The 17,242-nt window shown below is 65.4% G+C and carries 15 protein-coding genes; 7 read left to right on the forward strand and 8 right to left on the reverse strand.

All coding sequences use genetic code 11. The features are described 5' to 3' along the window. Positions 1-36: 36 nt before the first annotated feature. Positions 37-459: a hypothetical protein gene (locus ACVMIH_RS17075; RefSeq protein WP_456862580.1), complete on the reverse strand. Its 423-nt coding sequence runs from the start codon at positions 457-459 to the stop codon at positions 37-39. A gap of 78 nt (positions 460-537) precedes the next feature. Then, entirely contained in the window at positions 538-843 is a 306-nt protein-coding gene (locus ACVMIH_RS17080; RefSeq protein WP_028332582.1) for a nickel-binding protein, read from the reverse strand. Positions 844-1,006: 163 nt separating this feature from the next. On the opposite strand from ACVMIH_RS17080, the gene ACVMIH_RS17085 reads away from it, so the two are divergent. Continuing rightward, entirely contained in the window at positions 1,007-2,812 is a 1,806-nt protein-coding gene (locus tag ACVMIH_RS17085; RefSeq protein ID WP_456862583.1) for a winged helix-turn-helix domain-containing protein, read from the forward strand. Here the strand turns inward: ACVMIH_RS17085 and ACVMIH_RS17090 are convergent, their stop codons facing one another. Both ACVMIH_RS17090 and asd read right to left on the reverse strand, forming a co-directional pair. After that, a complete protein-coding gene (locus ACVMIH_RS17090; protein WP_456862586.1) occupies positions 2,813-3,613 on the reverse strand; it encodes an NUDIX domain-containing protein in 801 nt (266 codons plus the stop codon). A gap of 122 nt (positions 3,614-3,735) precedes the next feature. Continuing rightward, positions 3,736-4,602, reverse strand: a complete 867-nt coding sequence (gene asd, locus ACVMIH_RS17095) for an archaetidylserine decarboxylase (protein WP_316393686.1) — start codon at positions 4,600-4,602, stop codon at positions 3,736-3,738. A 34-nt stretch (positions 4,603-4,636) separates the two neighbouring features. Between asd and ACVMIH_RS17100 the strand changes: the two genes are divergently transcribed. Then, positions 4,637-6,301 (forward strand): aminotransferase class III-fold pyridoxal phosphate-dependent enzyme, encoded by a 1,665-nt coding sequence (locus ACVMIH_RS17100; RefSeq protein WP_456782107.1) that lies wholly within the window; start codon positions 4,637-4,639, stop codon positions 6,299-6,301. A gap of 399 nt (positions 6,302-6,700) precedes the next feature. Here ACVMIH_RS17100 and ACVMIH_RS17105 read toward each other — a convergent pair whose 3' ends face one another. The 3 genes from ACVMIH_RS17105 to ACVMIH_RS17115 form a co-directional block, all read right to left on the reverse strand. Continuing rightward, complete coding sequence (locus tag ACVMIH_RS17105; RefSeq protein WP_057014961.1) at positions 6,701-7,318, reverse strand: hypothetical protein; 618 nt, start codon at positions 7,316-7,318, stop codon at positions 6,701-6,703. Positions 7,319-7,547: 229 nt separating this feature from the next. After that, on the reverse strand, positions 7,548-8,237 hold the full coding sequence (locus ACVMIH_RS17110; RefSeq protein WP_057014960.1) for a class I SAM-dependent methyltransferase: 690 nt from the start codon (positions 8,235-8,237) through the stop codon (positions 7,548-7,550). Between the two features lie 33 nt (positions 8,238-8,270). Continuing rightward, on the reverse strand, positions 8,271-9,326 hold the full coding sequence (locus ACVMIH_RS17115; protein WP_168857513.1) for a glycosyltransferase family 4 protein: 1,056 nt from the start codon (positions 9,324-9,326) through the stop codon (positions 8,271-8,273). A 137-nt stretch (positions 9,327-9,463) separates the two neighbouring features. On the opposite strand from ACVMIH_RS17115, the gene ACVMIH_RS17120 reads away from it, so the two are divergent. Both ACVMIH_RS17120 and ACVMIH_RS17125 read left to right on the forward strand, forming a co-directional pair. Beyond that, positions 9,464-10,846 (forward strand): TAXI family TRAP transporter solute-binding subunit, encoded by a 1,383-nt coding sequence (locus ACVMIH_RS17120; protein ID WP_229191587.1) that lies wholly within the window; start codon positions 9,464-9,466, stop codon positions 10,844-10,846. A 117-nt stretch (positions 10,847-10,963) separates the two neighbouring features. Further along, positions 10,964-11,746 carry a sulfite exporter TauE/SafE family protein gene (locus ACVMIH_RS17125; protein WP_076824231.1) on the forward strand — a complete coding sequence of 261 codons (783 nt, stop codon included), beginning with the start codon at positions 10,964-10,966 and terminating at the stop codon, positions 11,744-11,746. Between the two features lie 23 nt (positions 11,747-11,769). Here ACVMIH_RS17125 and ACVMIH_RS17130 read toward each other — a convergent pair whose 3' ends face one another. Further along, a complete protein-coding gene (locus ACVMIH_RS17130) occupies positions 11,770-12,993 on the reverse strand; it encodes an acyltransferase family protein (RefSeq protein WP_253625813.1) in 1,224 nt (407 codons plus the stop codon). 250 nt (positions 12,994-13,243) lie between these two features. Between ACVMIH_RS17130 and ACVMIH_RS17135 the strand changes: the two genes are divergently transcribed. The 3 genes from ACVMIH_RS17135 to ACVMIH_RS17145 all read left to right on the forward strand — a co-directional run bounded on the left by ACVMIH_RS17135 (position 13,244) and on the right by ACVMIH_RS17145 (position 17,179). Further along, positions 13,244-13,933, forward strand: a complete 690-nt coding sequence (locus ACVMIH_RS17135) for a L,D-transpeptidase (protein ID WP_456862590.1) — start codon at positions 13,244-13,246, stop codon at positions 13,931-13,933. Between the two features lie 189 nt (positions 13,934-14,122). Continuing rightward, complete coding sequence (locus ACVMIH_RS17140) at positions 14,123-15,691, forward strand: DUF4403 family protein (protein ID WP_456866500.1); 1,569 nt, start codon at positions 14,123-14,125, stop codon at positions 15,689-15,691. Positions 15,692-15,964: 273 nt separating this feature from the next. Further along, the gene (locus tag ACVMIH_RS17145; RefSeq protein ID WP_057015099.1) at positions 15,965-17,179 is read left to right on the forward strand and encodes an ABC transporter substrate-binding protein; all 1,215 of its coding nucleotides are present in this window, start codon (positions 15,965-15,967) and stop codon (positions 17,177-17,179) included. Positions 17,180-17,242: the final 63 nt, after the last annotated feature.

Below are 17,242 nucleotides of genomic sequence, written 5' to 3' on the forward strand. Positions count from 1 at the left end.
TTGCGCCAAAAAACGGCGTCGAGCAGTGCAATGACTTCAAATGTGCTGCGCGCTATGTGCGCGGTCGAGCAGGACCGGGATGGTCGATGCGGCAACTATGCTCCAGTCCGAGCGATGCCTGCAGCCGTGGCTGCTACGCTGCGTCGAGGCGGCCTGCTGCGCCGGAGCTGCACGATGCTCCAGAACGACAGGTTCCTCCGCTCGGGTGAACACGGGCGAGGACAAACCCGCGATCACCAGCCCGAGCAGCGCGCTTCGCCCGATCTGCCGTGAGCAGCGGTTCCCGGCGCCCTTCGACTGGCCGCCGGCCTCGCGCGGCATCAGGCGACTGGCCTGCCGCTCGCGATGGGCGAGCATGCCTGCGACCGATTGATTGACGATCCGGCGGATCCGCAAAAGCAGGAAGGAAAAATGCCTTCGTACCGGACTTGAAATGGATTCCATGAATGAAATCGACATAATTGTTTCCTTGATCGAAGTGTGATGGCGCTCCGGATCAGGTTTGGTCGGGATACGCCATGCGACGCCGCGCAGGCGTCATTCGGCTGCAATGGGCGGTTGGACCGGATCACCACGCACCACCACGGTTGCCGCGACCTTGTAGAATTCCTCGCCCGGCATGCCGACGCAGCGCGCATGCTCCCGGATCGAGTCACCGTCACGCGCCTCGTATATGCAGAATGTGCCGATGCGACCATCCGCCTCGTGCACCACATAGCTGCGGATCCAGCGGACACGGTCCGGCATCTGCTCGTCGCCGATCCTGGCGGACGTTGCGCCGGCGAGTTCCAGCTCGCTCATGTTCGCCCAGGCGCTCGGACGGCGAATGACATAGAGTTCCATCGAAATCTCCTCGGTTGCAATTATTGAACGGCAGGCGCTCATGGCGAGCCATGATCAGCTATAGGCGCTGTCGATGCCGACTGTCCTTACCGCGGACTGATCATTGCCTGATCTTTGTCTGATCCTTGCCTGAACCTTTTCCGCCGAGCCCGCACTCATACACATGGCATTCTCATTTGGACTGTTCGAGCTTGATGAAGCTGGACGCGTGTTGCTGTGCGCGCGCCAAGAGATCCCATTGCAGCCGCGTGTGTTCGATCTGCTGATCTATCTGGTTCGACACCGCGACCGGGTCATCCCCAAGGAAGAACTCCTCGAAGCCGTCTGGCCGGATGTGACGGTCACAGACAACTCGCTGCAGCGGGCGGTGAGTGCGTTGCGCGCCGCGCTGCGCAACGGCGGCATGGACGGCGCGATCCGAAATCTGCCGGGCAAAGGCTATCGCTTCTTCCTCGAGTCCGGGATCCGGCAGCCGGAACGCATCGACCCCAAGCAAGTCGATGGCACCGTCGGTGCAATCGGTCTCGCCCGACGCGCAGCGGCCGGACAATTGTGGTTGCAGGCAGCGACCCTGTTCGCGAGCGCGGATGAAAGCGGCCAGCTCAACGCTGAAGATCTGCACGATTGGGCGCTTGCCCTGCAGTGCCTCGGCAGGGCCACGGCAGCGATTCCGATTCTGGTTCGCGCGGTCGCCGCACGCAGCCAGGCCGGTGACGCTGCTGGCGCCACGGTCGACGCAATAGCGCTCTCGGCCTTGCATTTCGAAAGCGGCCAGGCCGCGATCGGAAAGGGCTGGCTCGCGCGGGCGGAAGATTGGGCTTCAACGCTCGACGATCCTCCGACGACGGCCCTGGTGTTATGGATGAAGTCGAAACTGGCTGCTTTCGATGGCGAGCCGGAACAGGCACTCGCGTTGGCCGACGCTGCCTACACCGCCGTCAGATACAAGGATGCGATCAATATCGAAGCGCTGAGCCTGGCCTATCGCGGCTTCTATCGGCTGTGCCTCGGCGACACACACGGAGGACTGTCCGATCAGGACCATGCCGCCGCAGTTGCCCTGTCCAGCAACAATCTGGACCCGATCATGGGCGGCAACCTCTATTGCAACATCCTCTGGGCGGCCCGGATGTTCGGAGATTGGGCACGCGCCGACCAGTGGACGCGGAGCTACCAGAACTTTTGCTCGGGCAGCGGCATGGAATTGACGGGCTCGTGCCAGCTGCACCGCTCCGAGGTGCTCGGCATCAGAGGCTCGCTCGACGAAGCGCTGTCGCGCATTCAGGACGCGCTCGGACGCCTGACCAGCGATGCGCCCTGGTCTCTTGGCGATGCCAACCGGGTGCTGGGCGATATTCAGGCGGCGATCGGCAATGACGACGCAGCGCTCGAAGCCTATGACAGGGCTTACACGCTGGGCTGGTGTCCGGAGCCGGGCCGCGCCATGCTGCTGCTCGCAAGAGGGGAAGCGGAGGCCGCCTATGCAAGCCTCGAGCGGAGCCTGATCGGCAAGACCTGGTGGACGCTGCAGCGACGCGGAATCCTGCTCGCGCATCTGGCGCTGGTTGCCGCGCACACGCATCGGACCGTTCGAGCGAAGGCATTGATCTGCGAACTGTCGGGAAGTCCGGATCGCTGGCCGATGCCCTCGATCCGCGCACTCACCAACGAAGCACAGGCGATCCTCGCGCTTTCCCGGCAGGACCATGAAACAGCCATGCGGCATCTCCATCTCGCCCGCCAGCTGTGGTCCAGCATCGAGGGGCGGGTCCAGATCGTGCGGCTGCGGCTTCAGATCTCCAGCCTCCAGCTGGAGCATGGAGATGTTCGCGGCGCCATGGCCGAAGTTCATGCGGCACAGCTTCTGGCCCGTGACCTGGGCTCGCCCAAGCGTCTTGCCGAGTGTCTTGCCTTGCAGCGTGACATTGACGCCTGGCAGCCAACGGCACGACGTCAGATGTGCGGGTGATCACGCCGCGCGGCGCAGCCAGTCGCGCACGCGTTCGATCAGATTCTTGCGCGGCGTGGGCTGAGGTGCCGCGCCGGCCGGCACGACCTCGTGCACGAATGGCGGCGCTTGGTCAGGGATGACCGTCTCGGCGCCCCGCTCGGTCTCGGCAGTTGCATCGGGTTCGGCCACCGGAACGTCTTGCGGCGCCATGGCCGGCGGATCGGGCTCGCTTTGCGCGAGTGGCGGCTGATCGATGGCCGGCGTCTCCGCCGGCGCAGCCGCATCGGCAACATCAGGCGCGTCGGTGACCTCCTGCTCGTCGATGACCTGTGGCACTGCGGCTTCGCGAATCCGCCGGCGCTCTGCGGCCACGGCTCTCGCCCGCGCGCGCCGCTCGCGCTCGGTGAGCGCCGCGGCCTGCAACGCGATCGGTCCGACATTTTCCAGGAACGCGCGCTCGTAGCCGCGCGACAGACGCTCGAGTGCCGCATCGAGCGGCAGCCAGTCCACCTCGCGGATGTCGCTCATCAGCGCCCGCACCGGCTTGCCGCCGGCATCCATGCGCCAGTAATGCACCACCTTGGATCGGCCGCCTGAATCATAGACCAGCGTGCCGAGGAATTCGTGCACGTCGACGTCATGGCCGGTTTCCTCGAGCACCTCGCGCTCGGCAGCGGCGCGCGGCGTCTCGCCGTCGTCGAGCTTGCCTTTCGGCAACACCCATTCATTGCGCTTGCGCAGCCGCACCACGGCGAAGCGCTGCGGTGCGTCCCGCCGCAGCACAATGCCTCCCGCCGCCAGAACAGGCGTCCGCGCCATCTCGTGTCCATCAGGTTTGCGATTTAGGATCGTCGCACGACGATCCCGGCTACTCTAAAGCATGATCGGAAAAAGTGGAAACCGGTTTTCATGCTCAAACGATGAGCGCTATGGAAACAAGGCTATAAAGGCTTCCGCAGCAGCGGCTCGCCGCATTTGATCCGCGTTCCCTCCGCGACGTTGTCGCAGAATTCGAAATTGCCGGGCGCCAGCACGATGATCGTCGAGCCGTGTTCGAACCAGCCGAGTTCATCGCCCTTCTTCACATGCGCGTTACAGGAAAAATCCACTAGGCCCCGCGACTGCGCGTTCAGCGTGATATCGAGGAAATGCAGGCGGAGGCTGGCGACAAGGATCGCCGCGACCGGAACCAGCGTCAGTGCCTCGCCGGTTGGCAGCTTGGCGCGCAGCACCGCGCGCTCGTTCTTGCAGAACAGCCGCTCGATCCGCTTCAGCGCGATCGGATTGACGTTCCAGACGTCGCCATGAATGAACGTCACCTTGTCGATGGCAAGATCATAGGGCGCGTGGAAACGGTGGTACATGCTCGAGGTCAGCCGCAGCGTGACGAAGCGGCCGTTCCGGTGCTGCTCCACGAGCGCCGGATCGCCGACCAGATCGAGCAGCGAATAGGGCGCGCCCTTGACCTGGAACAATTGCCCGTCCTCGATCCGCCCATGCGCGCCGATGATCGCATCCGACGGGCTCGCGATGATGGCAGGATCGGCAGCGGCCGGACGCAGGCCGGGCTTGAGCTCGCGGGTGAAGCAATCGTGCAGGCTCCTGAACTCGGTCTTCTTGGCCTCCGACAGATCGAGGTCGGAGAACAGCTTCCAGCAGGCGATCGAGGCGTCGCGCACCAGGGGGTTCTCGACCTTGGAGAACCAGCCCATGAAGCGGGTCAGCGCGGCCCGCGGAATCCGGTTGGTGAGCAGGAAATTGAGGTCTTCCTGCTGGGTGAATGCCGAGATCAGGCCCTTGACTGTCATGAATCTGTTAGGTGCTGAGGCTAGCGCTTCTGTCATGGAAACATCCCTTCCGATTCTCTCGCTGTCCGCCGCCGCGCTTGCCGGCGCCGCCGCAGCTTTCCCCAAAATTCAGGCCCGCATCGCGCTGTCGCGCGCCAAACACCGCTCGCTGACCGGACATTCCAAGATGTCCAAGATGGTCGCGCGCATGGTCCCGCACTACGAATTCGACATCGACGATTTCTTCCGCTCCGACGGCGCGCCGAAGGACGTCGCGATGCAGCGCCAGGACGGCTTCTTCCGCCTCGCCGGCCTCTACGGGGATCGCTACCCCAAGGGCCGCGCGTTGACCGCCGAGGTGACGGAGCGCATCTCCGACCTGCAGTTCACCGAAACCTACCGCGTGCCGTTCCAGTACAGCCGCCTGGTGCGCGAGCATCTCGGCACCTCGGCCTTCGTCGAGGCCTCCAGCGGCGTCACCGTCACCGACGTCGACGGCAATGTCTTCTACGACCTGACCGGCTCCTACGGCGTCAACATCTTCGGCAACGACTTCTACAAGGAGTGCATCGCCGAGGGTGAGAAGCGCGCCCACGCGCTCGGCCCCGTGCTGGGCCCCTATCACCCGGTCATTGCCGACAACGTCAAGCGGCTCTGCGAGCTGTCCGGCCTCGACGAGGTCTCGTTCCATATGTCCGGCACCGAGGCCGTGATGCAGGCGGTGCGGCTCGCGCGCTACCACACCAAGCGGAAGCGCCTCGTGCGCTTCGCCGGCGCCTATCACGGCTGGTGGGGCGACGTGCAGCCCGGCGTCGGCAACCCGGTGTCGCCGCACGAGACCTTCACGCTCGCCGACATGTCGGAGAAGACGCTGCACGTGCTGCGGACGCGCAGCGACATCGCCTGTGTGCTGGTCAACCCGCTGCAGGCGCTGCATCCCAATTCCAACGCACCCGGCGATTCCGCGCTGGTCGACTCCTCGCGTTCCTCCAAATACGACCGCGCCGCCTACACCGAATGGCTGAAGAAGCTGCGCGAGGTGTGCACCGAACGCGGCATCGTCCTGATCTTCGACGAGGTGTTCGTCGGCTTCCGCCTCGCCGCCGGCGGCGCCCAGGAATATTTCGGCGTCAAGGCCGACATGGCGACCTACGGCAAGAGCCTGGCCGGCGGGCTTCCGGTCGGCGTGGTGTGCGGCCGCAAGGATTTGATGCGGCGCTTCCGCGACGACCGCCCGGCCGACATCTGCTTCGCCCGCGGTACCTTCAACTCGCATCCCTATGTGATGACGGCGATGGACGAGTTCCTGAGCCGGCTCGCCAGCCCGAACTTCCGCTCGATCTACAACGGGCTGGACGAGACCTGGAACGGCCGTGCCAAGGCGCTCAACGACCGCCTCGCCGCGCAAGGCTTGCCGGTTCGCGTCGGCAACATCTCGTCGATCTGGACCGTCTATTACACCGAGCCGTCCCGCTACAACTGGATGCTGCAATACTATCTGCGGGCCGAGGGCCTGGCGCTGAGCTGGGTCGGCACCGGCCGCCTGATCTTCACCCTGAACTACACCGACGCCGACTTCGCCGAGGTCAGCGACCGCTTCGTCGCCGCAGCCGAGAAGATGAAGCGCGACGGCTGGTGGTGGCACAAGGCCGGCCTCACCAACAAGAACATCAAGCGGCAGATCCTGAAGGAGATGGTCGCCGTGAGGTTCGGCCGCTGAGCACACCGTCATTCCGGGGCGATGCACAGCATCGAACCCGGAATCTCGAGATTCCGGGTTCGCTCGCTGGCGCGATCGCCCCGGAATGACGGCGTTTAGGTCGTCACCGTGAAGTTCAGGCGCTGAGGCAACGCGCGGCCCCCCTGCTCCCTCGCCCCGCCCTTGCGCGGAGAGGGTTGGGGTGAGGGGCTGCATCCATAAAATCGGAAATGGACGGACTCGTGGTGAGCCCCCCTCACCCGGATCGCTGGCGCGATCCGACCTCTCCCCGCAAGCGGGGCGAGGTGACGTGTACGCGCGGTCGAAGGCGCTCAAGTGATGATCCGCCGTAATCCTAAGACGTAGATGCCCGGGACAAGCCCGGGCATGACGCAGCTTGAAGACTCTGAGGGCAACCGATCAGGCGTGCTTGACGTGCTTCTCGAGACCCGGATCGATCAGTTCGCCCTTCATCAGGAACAGCGGCGCCTTGTGATAGAGCTTCAGGTCGTTGAACGGGTCGGTGACGATCTTGGTCATCCAGACGAGGCCGGTCTCGACGTCGCGGATGAAGAACAAATGGATGGTGCGGAACAAGAGGCCGCCGATGCCGACCACGAGCCAGATCTTGGCCACCTGGCGGGTGAAGTCGCCCATCGTGACCCAGGGCTTGAACAGGCCGAACAGCGTCGGATCGAAGTACAGCACCATCGGCGACAGCGCCCAGATCGCCATCAGCACGACCTTGCGCTGCAGATTGTAGCCGACCTTGATGTCTTCCTTGTGCTCATGGGTCGCCTGGTTGACGTGGTCGTAGCCCTTCGGCTCGAAGAAGAAGTGACCGGCCTGGCGCGAGGTCATCGAGACCAGCCAGCCGACCAGCGCCGACACGACCGGATCGAAGAACAGCATCACATAGGCGAACAGGAAGCTCAGCGCGCTGACGAAGTGCAGGCTCTGGTTGATCCGGCTGTGATGGTAGAAGCGATGGTCATCCCAGCGCTGGGTACGCAGCTCTTGCAGGAAATTCTTGATCATTGGTTCCCCCAACATCTTTCGGAACAGGATTTACAGGGATTCGATGTATCGCGTGTGACATCATCATAATGACATATGACAATGCGGAGCGACGCCTTGACGCAACCGGAGCAGGGTCTCGCCTGATCCCGACGAAATCTGCGGAGATCAGGCGAAGGAGATCGTAGCCTCCCGGCTTGGGGCGCGCTGTGCGCTACCTCACCCGGGAGGAGCGGCGGGCTGGGCCGCCTCAGGCGGCTTTGGCAACATCCGCCTTGCGGAAGCGGACCAGCGAGAAGTGGCCGAGCGGCGGAATCAGGCGGCGCTCCGCGAGCTCCATGCCGCGCGCGCCGGCGAGCCATTTGGTGTAGCGCGACCAGGCGAATTCGGCGGTCCGGAACCCGAGCGGGCGCACCACCGGCTGCAGCTTCTGCTCGATGAAGCGGCGCACGCCGGCATCGGCGCTGACGCGGGTCAGGATGATCAGTTCGCCGCCCGGACGCACCACGCGGGCGAACTCGTCGAGCGCGGCTTCCGGGTTCGGCACCGCCGACAGCACGTACTGCGCCATCACCACGTCGAACGAATTGTCGGGGAATTCGAGCTTTTCGGCGTCCATCACCGCGAGGCCCTCGACATTCTTCAGGCCCCGCTCCGCGACCCGCTTCTTGGCCTTCTCCAGCATCGCTTCCGAGATGTCGGTGCCGAAGATGCGGACGTTCGGGCTATAGAGCGGCAGCGAGATGCCGGTGCCGACGCCGACCTCGAGCACCCGGCCGCCGATCTTGTTGGTGGCCTGGATCGCGGCCTGCCGGCCCTTGCTGAACACACCGCCAAACACGAGGTCGTAGATCGGCGCCCAGCGGTCATAGGCCTGCTCGACCGTCTCGCGGTCGAAGTCCATGGAACGGTCGGCACCCAGCTTGATGATTTCAGCCATAGATCGTCTCTCGTCTCTCGTTCGATTGAGCTGTTAATTCGGAACCGCGCTGCGGCCGGCAACGCGGCGGGCGGGCCGCGGCGCGCGGCTCGGCTGCAGCGTGGCCAGATTGCCGATGAACTGACGCGCACTGTTTTCCCAGGAACGCTCCAGCGCAAAATTGCGGCAGTCGGCGCGCGACATCGTCAGCGCGCGCAGGCAGGCGCTGCGCAGGTCGTTGTCGATCGCGCCGATCGGATGGTTGGCGATGACATCCTTCGGGCCGGTGACCGGGAATGCCGCGACCGGCGTGCCGCAGGCCAGCGCTTCGAGCTGCACGACGCCGAAGGTGTCGGTCAGGCTCGGGAACACGAAGACGTCGGCGGCGGCGAGGTGCGAGGTCAAATCATGCCCCTTCTTCTCGCCGAGGAAAATCGCGTCGGGATATTTCTGTTCCAATGCCGCCCTTTGCGGGCCATCGCCGACCACGACCTTGGAGCCCGGCAGGTCCAGCGACAGGAAGGCGTCGAGGTTCTTCTCGACCGCGACGCGGCCCATGGTCATGAAGATCGGCCGCGGCAGATCGAGCACCGCCGGCTGGTCCGGATTGAAGATTCTGGTGTCGACGCCGCGGGTCCAGAAGCCGAGCCTGCGGAAGCCGCGCTCGGCGAGCTCGCTGCGCAGCGAGTCGGTCGCGACCATCGTCATCGACCCGGCGGCGTGGAAGTGGCGCAGCACCGCGTAGCCGACGCTGTCGGGAATTCCGGTGCGAACCGAAACATATTCCGGGAAGCGCGTTGTATAGGATGTGGTGAAGGCGAGCTTGTTGCGCTGGCAATAGCCGCGCACCGCCCAGCCGATCGGCCCTTCGGTCGCGATGTGGATCGCCTCGGGCGCGGCCTCCTCGATCCGGCGCGCGATCTCGCGGCGGTTCGGCAGCGCCACGCGCAGGCCAGGATAGGTCGGCACGCCGACCGAGCGGAAACCGTCGGGAGTGAGGAATTCGATCTCGGCGCCGAGCCCGGCTGCGCTGCGCGCAAGCGACGTCAGCGTCCGGACCACGCCGTTGACTTGCGGATGCCAGGCATCGGTCGCAACGAGTATGCGCATTGCAGGAGATCCAAATCGCTAATCTTGATTCTGCTCGCACGACGTTCTGACATGGATGTTTCAAACGTATGACGTCATCGAAATGTTAGGTTGTTTTTCACGCAAACGGCCGGTTTTTCGTGTAACGTGACAGCCAGATGTCGGAGCAGAGTGAAAATCCCGGCGCCAAGCGCCGCAGGCTCAGGCGGCGAAACTCGTCGCTGCTGATCCTTGCGGCCGGCATGCTTGTGTTCGGCCTCGCCGCCGGCGCGCTGTATTACGCGCTGCGTCCGGTGACGCTCGCGATCGCGGTCGGCCCGACCGGCAGCGAGGACGTCAAGCTGATCCAGGGCTTCGCCCAGGTCTTTACGCACGACGGCAGCTCGGTGCGGCTGAAGCCGGTCACGACGCAGGGCTCCGCCGAGAGCATCGCACTGTTCACGGCGAACAAGGTCGACCTCGCGGTGGTGCGCGGCGACCTCGATCTGCCCGCGAGCGCCGAGTCGGTTGCGATCCTGCGCAAGAATGTCGTCGTGCTGTGGGCGCCCTCGGGCGCCAAAGGCAAGCGGCGGTCCGCGAAGATCAAGAGCATCGACGATCTCGCCGGCCACAAGGTCGGTGTGATCGGCAGCACCCAGGCCAACGTCACGCTGCTGCGCGTGATCCTGACCGAGTCCGGCGTCAACCCCGACAAGGTCGCGGTCAGCCAGTTCGCCGTCAACAAGATCGCCGACCTCGCGCGCGACCCCTCGCTCGATGCCTACATGACCGTCGGCCCGCTCGACAGCAAGATAACGGCGGAAGCGATTACGGCGACGGCGGCGGCGCGCGGCGAGCCGGTCTTCCTCCCGGTCGATGTCTCGGAGGCAATCGCGCAGAAGCATCCGCGCTATGAGTCCGAGGAGATCGCCGGCAGCATCTTCTCCTCGTCGCCGGCGCGGCCCGAGGACAAGGTCGAGACCGTCAGCGTCAATCACCTCATCATCGCGCAGCATGCGCTGAGCGAGGCGACCGTCGGCGCGCTCGACCGGCAGCTGTTCACGCTGCGCCTCCAGGTCGCGCGCGATCTGCCGGCGGCGGCAAAGATCGAGAAGCCCGACACCGACAAGGACGCCGCGCTGCCGGCGCATCAGGGCGCGGCCGCCTATATCGACGGCACCGAGCGCACCTTCCTCGAAAAATACTCCGACTACATCTGGGGCGGCATCCTGCTGCTCTCCGGCCTCGGCTCGGCCGGCGCCTGGCTGCGCCACTACGTGAAGCGCGACGAGCGCGAGCACTACATCACCCATCGCGACAATCTGCTGACCCTGATCTCGCAGGTGCGCGGCGCCGAGACGCCGGAACAGCTCGCCGCCATGCAGGGCGACGCGGATGCCCTGTTGCGCGAGGCGCTCGACTGCTACGACGACGGCGCGATCGAGGAAGGCGATCTCTCGGTGATCGGGCTGACGCTCGAGCAATTCCATCACGCCGTCTCCGACCGCCGCGCCGTGATCAACGGCGACAAGCCGGGCCTGCCGCGGATGCGCGCCGGCTAGGCCGCGTGCACGCCGAATTGCACCGAGAGCAATGTGCACCGAGAGCAATGTTTGGATTGCGCATGCAGGCGCGCGTGGCCATGTTGAGTACATGACCACAACGCTTCGCACGACACCATGATCACGTCCATCGTCGCTGACCTGCCCGGACCTTTCGTGCTCGCGGTTGCCTTCGCCGGCGTCTTCCTGATCGCCTTCATGAAGGGCGCGTTCGGCGGCGGTTTTGCCATCGTCGGCATCCCGCTGCTGTCGCTGGCGATGGACCCGATCGCGGCGGGCGCGCTGCTGGCACCATTGTTCGTCGTCATGGACGTCACCGCGCTGCGGTTCTGGCGCCCGAGCACGTGGTCGCGCATCGACCTCGCGATGCTGCTGCCGGCGCTCGTCGTCGGCATCGGCCTCGGCTATTTCGTGCTGCGCGATCTCGACCGGCATGCCGTCGAGATCGTGATGGGCGTGGTGACGCTGGTGTTCGCCGCGCTGTGGCTTCTCGGCGGCGGCGAGATCAAGCCGCGTCCGCGCTCGACGTTCAAGGCGACGTTCGCCGGCCTGTCCTCCGGCGTCACCACGATGGTGGCCCATTCGGGCGGGCCGCCGCTTGCGATCTATCTGCTGCCGCTCGGCATGCCGAAGGCGCTCTACGCCGGCACCACCAGCCTGTTCTTCACGGTCGGCAACCTCTTGAAGGCCGGCCCGTGGCTCGTGCTCGCCACGCCGTCGCGCAGCCTGTGGATGCTGATGGCGCTTTGCGTGCCGGCGGTGCCGGTCGGCGTCTGGGCCGGATGGCGGCTGCACGAACGTCTCGACCAGCGCGCGCTGTACCGCGCCTGCTACGCCATTCTGGTCATCACCGCGGCCAAGCTGCTGTGGGACGGATCGGCCGGATATCTCAGCTCCTGAACGGCGAAGGTGCTGGCTCCTCGTCAGGAGGAGTGCCTGCTGCGGACGGCGCTCGCGGCAACGGCAAGAGGCGCAATGTCCTGGCGCGGCGCGGCCGCGTCGTCCGGCGCAAGGCGCTCGCGCGCCACGAAGGAGAAGCGGCTGCGCAGCTTCAGGATCGGCTTCTCGATCCAGTGCCAGGAGAACGCGGCGAACAGCGTGATCAGCAGCAGCGCAATCGCGAACTGAACGATCACGGGCGCGTGCGGCAGCCATACCCGCACCACCTGCTGCACCGGAAAGCCGTAGAGATAGATGCCGTAGGAATAGTCGCCGCGCGAAATCAGCGGCAGCCGCGGCAGCTTCGAAACGCCGAGATAGGCGGTGATATAGACCAGCGCCGGGGCGATCAGCAGATTGAGCACCGGCTGGCTCATCCAGTCCGCCGGACCGAGCAGCGCGGCGCCCGCGCAGAGCGCGCAGCACGCGGCGAGAAGCCATCCGTTGTAGGGAATGCGGTCACGATAGAGATAGATCGCGATGCCGAGCATGAACGCGACCGGCAGCTTCGCGCCGCGTCCGAGGAACGGCGCCGTGCTGAAGATCCTGTCATGCAGCGTGCCGGCGACCCCGGCGGGCAGTTGCGAGGGTTGCGCGCCATGCCCGGCGAGTACGAGCGCAAGGCCGATGCCGACCAGCACGAGCGCACCGAGCACGATGAGCGGCGGCTTGCGCAACAGGCCGAACAGGATGAACACCGTCATCAGCGCGTAGCAGCCATATTCGAACGGCACCGTCCACAGCGAGCTGTTGACCTCCGGCGCGGGATTTCCGCTGAACACGCCGGGCAGGACGTAGTTCACGAGGCCGATGATGTTGGTGAAGTATTTGTAGGTGCCGAAATTGGCGAAATAGTCCGACAGCGGCAGCGCGGTGAAGATCGGCCCGAGGATCAGTGCCGACAGCACGATCTCGACCGCAAGCGCCGGAATGATCCGCATGCCGCGATTGGTGAGAAATTCCTTTAGGGAGAGCCGCAGGCCGCTCGCCGCGATCAGAAAGCCGCTCAGCGCGAAAAACATCACGAGAATGGCGTAGTGCGGAAACCAGGCGATCCACGCCTGCTCGCCGTCGCCACTGCCGCTCGCGACATAGGGCGCGTGGGCGGCGACGACGGAAATCGCCAGTGCGATACGGAGAAAATCGAACCCGGGGCCGAAGCCCTTCTGCCGATCCAGCATGCTGCCGATCGTGTGCCCCAGCATCATTTCCACTCCATTCCGAAACAATGCGCTGGGACAGCAAGCACCGTGCCAGGAAGACTGTCTTGCGGCGGGACACCCCCTTCCCGGCAACCCGGCCTTAACCGTGCGACGAAACACGCACGAAACAATTCCCTAACGGCACGAAACCATTTTGGCGATTTCGTGCAAACGTCCTGAAACGCCTCACCTGTACTGCTTTGACCCAACGACGCGCCGGAACTGGCGCGCAGGGCGCAAACAACAGGGGTCGACAATGTTCAATTCCATCAAGCTGAACTCACGTCTCGCTGCCGCCGCCTTCGGTGCGCTGGCGATTGGCACCGTGGCTTTTTCGAATTCCGCCGCGGCCGCTCCGCTGCCGATGTTCCCCTTCATCCTGACGCCGCCGACCGAGGCCGTGCAGCCGCCGGTGCAGTCGATGCCGCAGACGCAGGAGGAAGACCGTTCGGTCGAGTTGCCCGCCCGCCTGCGCCGCCAGGTCGTCGCCTATCCGACGCGCGAGGCGCCCGGCACCATCATCATCGACACCCCGCACACCTATCTCTATCTCGTGCTCGGCAACGGCCAGGCCATACGCTACGGCATCGGTATCGGCCGCGACGGCTTCACCTGGTCGGGCACCCAGACCATCACCAAGAAGGCGGAGTGGCCGGATTGGACGCCCCCGCCGGAAATGATCGCCCGCCAGCCCTATCTGCCGCGCCACATGGCCGGCGGCCCCGGCAATCCGCTCGGCGCCCGCGCCATGTATCTCGGCGGCACCATCTACCGCATCCACGGCACCAACGCGCCGGAGACGATCGGCACCCGCGTGTCCTCCGGTTGCCTGCGCCTGACCAACGCAGATGTCTCCGACCTCTATTCGCGGGTCAGCGTCGGCACCAAGGTGATCGTGCTGCCGATGACCGACCGCCGCGCCGATCTCGGCTCGGCCGTCCGCTAGGTCTCGCCCTTCCAAGGCGTCCTTAACAAAGGCGTCCTCGACGACGGCTCCGGCATTCTCATGCCGGGGCCGTTGTCGCGTTCATCAACCTTAACGCCTTCGCCCCTGAAGCAGCTTGATCCCGCCACACTGGCGCCCTCGTCGGGGGGCCTGTACAAGCCGTCAAGTTGATTTTCATCCGGGGGAATGATGCGTCTACCGATGCATCCAAGGACGATAGCGCTCGGGACCGCGGTGGTGCTGGTCTCGTTCGTGATCAGCCTCAAGGCAATGGACTGGCTCGCGCCGAGCGTCACCGTGCAGAAGCCGAAGCTCGCAGAGCTGCCGCCGCTGCCGCAGGCGCCGCGTTCCTCGACGATCGTGGCGCAGGTCTCGGTCGCGCTGTCGGCGATCCGCGACGCCGCCGAACGCGGCGCGCCGAAGACGTTCGGCGGCAAGGCCGACAACCCGGTCCAGCAAATCCTGCAAAATGCCGACATCGGCTGGACCGCATCGCGCGGGCCGATCGCGGCCACCGGCGCGCAGGACGTGCTGACGCTGACCACCCCGATCAACGGCACGCTCAAGGTCACCGGCGCGTTGTCCGCCAAGGCAACCGGTGCGGTCAACGACGCGCTCGGCAGCCTGCTCGGCGGCAATGTCGCCAAGCAGATCGGCGCCGTGAACATCAAGAACATCAACGCCAACGCCGAGATCAAGGGCAACGTCACCCTCACCGCGCGGCCGAAGCTCGGCGCGTCCTGGCGGATCGAGCCGAACCTGCAGGCACAGGTCAATCTCGGCGACACCAGCCTGTCGACGGCCGGCGTCCGCATCAGCGTGCCGGCCCAGGTCAAGCCTGTCATCGACAAGGCGGTCGCCGACCAGATTTCTGTGGTCGAGGCCCGATTGCACAACGACCCGGTGTTCCAGAACAACGCCCGCACGCAATGGGCCAAGGCCTGCCGCTCGATCCCGCTGCAAGGCACCGGCGGCACCACCTCGATGCCGCCGATGTGGCTCGAGCTGCGACCGACCCGCGCGATCGCCGCGCAGCCGAAAGTCGATGCGTCCTCGCTGATCCTGACGATGGGGATCGAGGCCGAGACGCGGATCACGGAGGCGCAGACCACCCCGAACTGCCCGTTCCCCGAAAAACTCTCGATCGTGCCGCCGATGCCGAGCCAGGTCGCGATCGGCCTGCCTGTCGACCTGTCCTTCACCACGCTGAGCCAGCTGGTCGAGGCGCAGCTCAAGGGCAAGACCTTCCCCGAGGACGGCTCCGGTCCGGTCGACGTGACGGTCAAGAGCGCGAGCATCGCCGCCTCCGGCGACCGGCTTCTTATCTCGCTCCTGGTGCACGCCAAGGAGAAGGCCAGCTGGTTCGGGCTGGGCGCCGAGGCGACCGTGCACATCTGGGGCCGGCCGCGGCTCGACCAGCCGTCGCAGACGCTGCGGCTGACCGACGTCGAGCTGGCGGTGGAATCCGAGGCCGCGTTCGGCCTGCTCGGCGCCGCCGCGCGCGCGGCGATCCCGCACATGCAGCAGACCCTCAACGACCGGCTGGTGGTCGACCTGAAGCCATTCGCGACCAACGCGCAGCGCAAGGTCGCCGCCGCCATCGCCGACCTGCAGAAGAACGAGGAGGGCATCCGCGTCGACGCCGAGGTCAACAGCATCCGGCTGGCCGGGATCGACTTCGATTCCAAGACGTTGCGGGTGATCGTGGAAACCGACGGTAGCATCAAGGCCGCCGTCACCACGTTACCGGCGCTGTAGGACACTGCCCGAGCGGATTGCTCTCTTACCTCGCCCCGCTTGCGGGGAGAGGTCGGATTGCGAAGCAATCCGGGTGAGGGGGTACAGGTCTCACGACAATCGCCACCCGTGGATAAGGCCCCTCACCCCAACCCTCTCCCCGCGAAGAGCGGGGAGAGGGGGAACACTTGCCGCGCGCATGCTCAAAAAGTCGTCTTTGCGACAGCTTGTCGCAGCGGCTAGAACGCCCCGGTGGAAGCAACCCTCAACGAAAAAGTCAGGGAGAAAAACACGATGAAAACACTCTTGGCCGCAGCGGCGGCCGGCCTCGCGCTCGCGGTCTCAGCGACCGCGGCGAACGCCCAGATCTCCGACGATGTCGTCAAGATCGGCGTGCTCACCGACATGTCGAGCCTCTATGCGGACGCCACCGGCAAGGGCTCGGTCGCCGCCGTCGAGATGGCGGTCGCCGATTACGGCGGCAAGGTGAAAGGCAAGCCGGTGCAGGTGATCGCAGCCGATCACCAGAACAAGCCCGACGTCGGCGTCAACATCGCACGCAACTGGTACGACAACGACAAGGTCGACGCGATCCTCGACGTGCCGACCTCGTCGGTCGCTTTGCCGATCTCGGCGCTGACGCGCGAAAAGAACAGAATCCACATCAATTCCGGCGGCGGCTCCTCCGATATCACCGGCACCGCCTGCTCGCCCAACACGGTGCACTGGACTTACGACACCTACGCGCTCTCGAACGTCGCCGGCAAGGCGATGGTCAAGCGCGGCGAGGACACCTGGTTCTTCGTCACCGCCGACTACGCCTTCGGCATGGCGCTGGAGCGCGATGCCGCCAATGTCGTCAAGGAGAGCGGCGGCAAGGTGCTGGGCGACGTGCGTCATCCGCTCAACTCGTCGGACTTCTCGTCCTTCCTGCTGCAGGCGCAGGCCTCCAAGGCCAAGGTCGTGGCGCTGGCGAATGCCGGCGGCGACACCACCAACGCGCTGAAGCAGGCTTCCGAGTTCGGCCTGACCCAGGGCGGCCAGAAGATGATCGCGCTGCTGCAGGAGATCACCGACACGCATTCGCTCGGCATCAAGGCGACCCAGGGCCTGATCGTCACCGACGCCTTCTACTGGGACATGAACGACGAGACGCGCGCCTTCTCGAAGCGCTTCAACGAGAAGGTCGGCCACATGCCGACCATGATCCAGGCCGGCCTCTACTCGGCGACCATGCATTACCTGAAGGCGATCGAGGCCATCGGCACCGACGAGGCGCCGAAGGTGATGGCCCAGATGCGCGCCACGCCGGTCAACGACTTCTTCGCCAAGAACGGCCACATCCGGATCGACGGCCGCATGGTGCACGACATGTATCTGTTCGAGGTCAAGAAGCCCGAGGAATCCAAGGGCGAGTGGGACCTCTACAAGCTGATCGCCACCGTGCCCGGCGACGAGGCGTTCCGCCCGCTCGACAAGGGCGGCTGTCCGCTGGTGAAGTCGAACTGACGGCTACTCCACACCGGATCGCATCTGGCGATGCGATCCGGTCTCTCCGCGCAAGCCGGGGCG

The sequence above is a fragment of the Bradyrhizobium sp. USDA 4503 genome, assembly GCF_054055815.1.